Below are 3,391 nucleotides of genomic sequence, written 5' to 3'. Positions count from 1 at the left end.
AATTGGGTCAATAGGTAAAAGATGAGTAATTTTACTCATTGACAATAGTGCTTTTAGCTTAACTTGTGAGTAATGCCATGACTTTTTTGCCGCTCATCAGTATAATAGGGAATAATTATCATCTCTTCCCACTTGATATATAATCATGACACCTGAACAACAACAGGCAATTAAAATACATCTAGATGCTATTTCTGCCATCCTTTATGATGATTCTAATCCTGATTCCTTGCAGACATTAGAAGATATTGAACTTGCAGTCAGAGACCAAGTTTTGACTCATGTGACACCACATATCGGCTTTTTTTTATCTGCTCAGCTAGCGGTACAAAAGCCGGAAGAGTCAAGACTTTAAAAAGTACCCTAGGTAATTTAAGTATCACCCAAAAGCAAGCAGATAAACTAGGCTGTGGTAGTGCTAGTAGGTTGAGTCCACATTTAGAAAACTGTTGCTTAAGACTGAGTGCCAATGTTGCTTATAAGCATGCCGCCCAAGATATTAAGTATCTAACGGGGGTGACTGTTCCGTCTAAAACACAACTCATATTAGTACATTATCAAGACTTTAGTGAACCGATATCAACAGAAGATATTTCAGAGCTAAGTGCAGATGGTGGAAAAGTACGACGCTCGGGTACATAAAGGACAAAAATCTGAATGGAAAGACTATAAAGCAATTGTGTCGTCAGCTGGTATATTGGCTAGTTTTAATCAAAATGATATCATCATTGATTGGGCAAATAAACAACCACTAACCAAACCTGTAACTTGTTTAGGTGATGGACACGATCAATAGTTCGGACAGTTCTTAAGCAGCCAGAGTACCATAAGACAAGACTGAAGGAAGGTTAGGGTGATTTAAAATCAAATCCGGGTCTAAATCTAACTTATCAATAAAGGTAGAAAGTAGATGCTTATTGAATTCCAGACGTTTATAAGAAGCCATAGAAAACACAAAAGATTTGGCAGATGAATGACAACGAGAGAGTTCATATTTGGCTAGATTTAAGGCAATAAGACTGGCATTAAAATGAAAATCAAGCCGTGGTAAATGACGAGCTTGACAATCAGACAATCCCGTAAATTGTTTAGGATCACGAAAAATAAATTCGATTTGAAAACGAGCCTGATAATATTCAACAATTTGCTCAGGTGGTAGATGAATATCAGTGCTAAATAATAAAGTATTTTTGATTTTCCCATTGGCTTGAACCTCAGAAATACAAGCCAAGCTAATTTGGCAATTTAAACAACAACTCCAGACTACTAATGTATATAATGAAACTCCCGGTTTTATTTGTTTAACAAACTTAAGACGACTCAGATCTTGGCAGTCAACCTTACCATCATATTTGCGAGGTGCTCCCAGTTTATTTTGTTCACCTGTATAGAGATAGCGTAGGTTAGCATCAACTCTTAGCTTGCCAATAAAGTCTAAATTCAACTCCCGCACAGCCGACCAGAATTGAGAGCGATAGTAATAGCCATCAGCCACCAAATAACGTACAGAAGTTGGGAATGAACAACGAGTATTCTTTAAATGTTTTGCATAGTCATCAACTCTTGTGATGTCAGGCGTTGAGCTTTGAGACTCCGGTTTTTTGCGAGATTTTTTTGACCAGCTATTCTTCGGTTTTTGTGGCAGTTTTTTCCCGGGCTTTATTTGAGGACGTGATGGAGTTTGTTGCACGCTTAAGCTATCAGATAAACGAGTCTCAATTTCGACAATAGAAATCACAGAAATTTCCAATCCCTGTTCCGATTTACCAGCTACACCATTATAAAAATAAGCCTTGCCGTCAGTTTTTTTGCCACTTTTTATTAAAAAAGAACAATCAATAACAGCAATGACTGTGTGTTCAGGATTTAAAGCTTCTTCGAGGAAATATTGATTAAATTGTGGAAAATTAAAGCTTTTGAGAAAGTGACGACGGTAGGTTTTTTCGCTCAAACAACTATAACGACTGAGATTGGTGAAGTTGACCTTGCCATAAGCCAGCAAGATAGTTGAGAATAAAGTGATTAAAAACTTCTTTTGGGGTTGACTAATCCCTGGCATTTGTTGTAAGATGGATTCAATGATTTTCATAAGGCAATCTGTTGAGCTTGTGTGTTTTTATAGCTTAACCGAAAAGAGTGCCTTTTTTTCTGTTGATTTTGGGGTCAGATTGCACTCACTTTTTTCACTTCTCTGCTGCAAAAGCGATCGTATCCCTCTTTAAAAACTGTCCGGAGTATTGATGATGGAGTATGGAATATATTTAAGGAAATCAGTAGTGAACACCAGAGAAGAGAAATTCTCGATTGGTACCATCTCAACGAAAATCTTCAGAAAGTAGGCGGTTCAATTAAGCGACTTAAGCAAGCAGAAGCATACTTGTGGAAAGGAAATGTAGAGAGTGCGGCAGCTCTATTTACAAAGCTCAAGAAAAAATCAGCAGTGAATTTTTGCAAATATTTAGAAAAGCACAAAAAAAGGATTATCAACTATGAAATTCTCTCTCTTGATGGCATCTGTTCAATTGGTTGGCTGAGCGGTAGAATCAGGCATTAAGCAAATAGGCAGACGAATTAAAATATCAGGAGCGAGTTGGAAATCAGAACATGTGGGACAAGTATTAGCTCCGAGTTGTGCTTACTTAAACGGCTTAATTGGTAATCAGGTAAAACCTGCATGAGTATAATTGCTCACTGCGAAAGTGACATGCTCCCGATCGCCCTTTCCCCATGCTAAAATCAGCTCAATAAAATACGCCACCTAAACTTGGTAAGTGATTATGCCTTTCAGGGCTTACAAAACAGTCGGTTCAGTCCTCAAAGAATTTCAAATAACCTACACCGAATCTAATTTTATAGTAGAAACAGAGTTTCATGTCTCTGACTATTTTCGAGAAGATTTGGAATTTACAATGCGAGAGGGAGTCGTTGACAATTCTGAATTTGCAATTTGCGAAAATTTAATTTATCCAATAATCAAAGAAGTTTGGAAGCGCTATTACAGCGGATTTGTTTTGTGGAGCCATCAATCTCTCACCTACGATCAATATCTTTCTGGATTTCCTGAATATATTTTAGCTAAACGTTCTTCATTAGGAAAAGTTGTTTTTGAACAACCTTACTTTCTGTTAGTAGAAGCGAAACAAGATAACTTTGAAAATGGATGGGCGCAGTGTTTGGCGGAAATGATTGCGGCACAGCGACTGAATGAAAACTCAGAGCAAGATGTTTTTGGAATTGTATCAAATGGGGGAGTCTGGCAGTTAGGCAAACTCAAATCTAATGTTTTTACTCGCAATCAAATGTTTTATACAATTCCAGGGTAAACGCATCTTAACTGGAACCCAAAATATGCTACAGTTAAATCCGACTACAACTCAATGTAGTTTGTTGT

Annotated in this window: 4 protein-coding genes and 1 pseudogene; 4 read left to right on the top strand and 1 reads right to left on the bottom strand. The window is 37.3% G+C overall.

The window, feature by feature from the left end:
• The first annotated feature begins 145 nt into the window (after positions 1 to 145).
• The gene (locus QUB61_RS38545; protein ID WP_333136650.1) at positions 146 to 355 is read left to right on the top strand and encodes a hypothetical protein; all 210 of its coding nucleotides are present in this window, start codon (positions 146 to 148) and stop codon (positions 353 to 355) included.
• A 255-nt stretch (positions 356 to 610) separates the two neighbouring features.
• Entirely contained in the window at positions 611 to 796 is a 186-nt protein-coding gene (locus tag QUB61_RS38540) for a hypothetical protein (RefSeq protein WP_333136652.1), read from the top strand.
• A 12-nt stretch (positions 797 to 808) separates the two neighbouring features.
• Here the strand turns inward: QUB61_RS38540 and QUB61_RS38535 are convergent, their stop codons facing one another.
• A complete protein-coding gene (locus QUB61_RS38535; RefSeq protein WP_333136655.1) occupies positions 809 to 2,089 on the bottom strand; it encodes a transposase in 1,281 nt (426 codons plus the stop codon).
• 153 nt (positions 2,090 to 2,242) lie between these two features.
• Here QUB61_RS38535 and QUB61_RS38530 point away from each other — a divergent pair.
• A pseudogene (locus QUB61_RS38530) lies at positions 2,243 to 2,678 on the top strand (ISKra4 family transposase); the annotation flags it as partial.
• Positions 2,679 to 2,777: 99 nt separating this feature from the next.
• Positions 2,778 to 3,323, top strand: a complete 546-nt coding sequence (locus QUB61_RS38525; RefSeq protein WP_333136657.1) for a hypothetical protein — start codon at positions 2,778 to 2,780, stop codon at positions 3,321 to 3,323.
• Positions 3,324 to 3,391: the final 68 nt, after the last annotated feature.

Source organism: Microcoleus sp. C2D2 (assembly GCF_036702495.1).
Taxonomy (GTDB): Bacteria; Cyanobacteriota; Cyanobacteriia; order Cyanobacteriales; family Microcoleaceae; genus Microcoleus.
This window is presented reverse-complemented; position numbering and strand designations above follow the sequence as displayed.

Bases quoted from the DNA above. Each gene is read 5' to 3' on its own strand.
- QUB61_RS38545 (WP_333136650.1), top strand. From the start codon at position 146: ATGACACCTGAACAACAACAGGCAATTAAAATACATCTAGATGCTATT.
- QUB61_RS38540 (WP_333136652.1), top strand. From the start codon at position 611: ATGGTGGAAAAGTACGACGCTCGGGTACATAAAGGACAAAAATCTGAA.
- QUB61_RS38535 (WP_333136655.1), bottom strand. From the start codon at position 2,089: ATGAAAATCATTGAATCCATCTTACAACAAATGCCAGGGATTAGTCAA.
- QUB61_RS38525 (WP_333136657.1), top strand. From the start codon at position 2,778: ATGCCTTTCAGGGCTTACAAAACAGTCGGTTCAGTCCTCAAAGAATTT.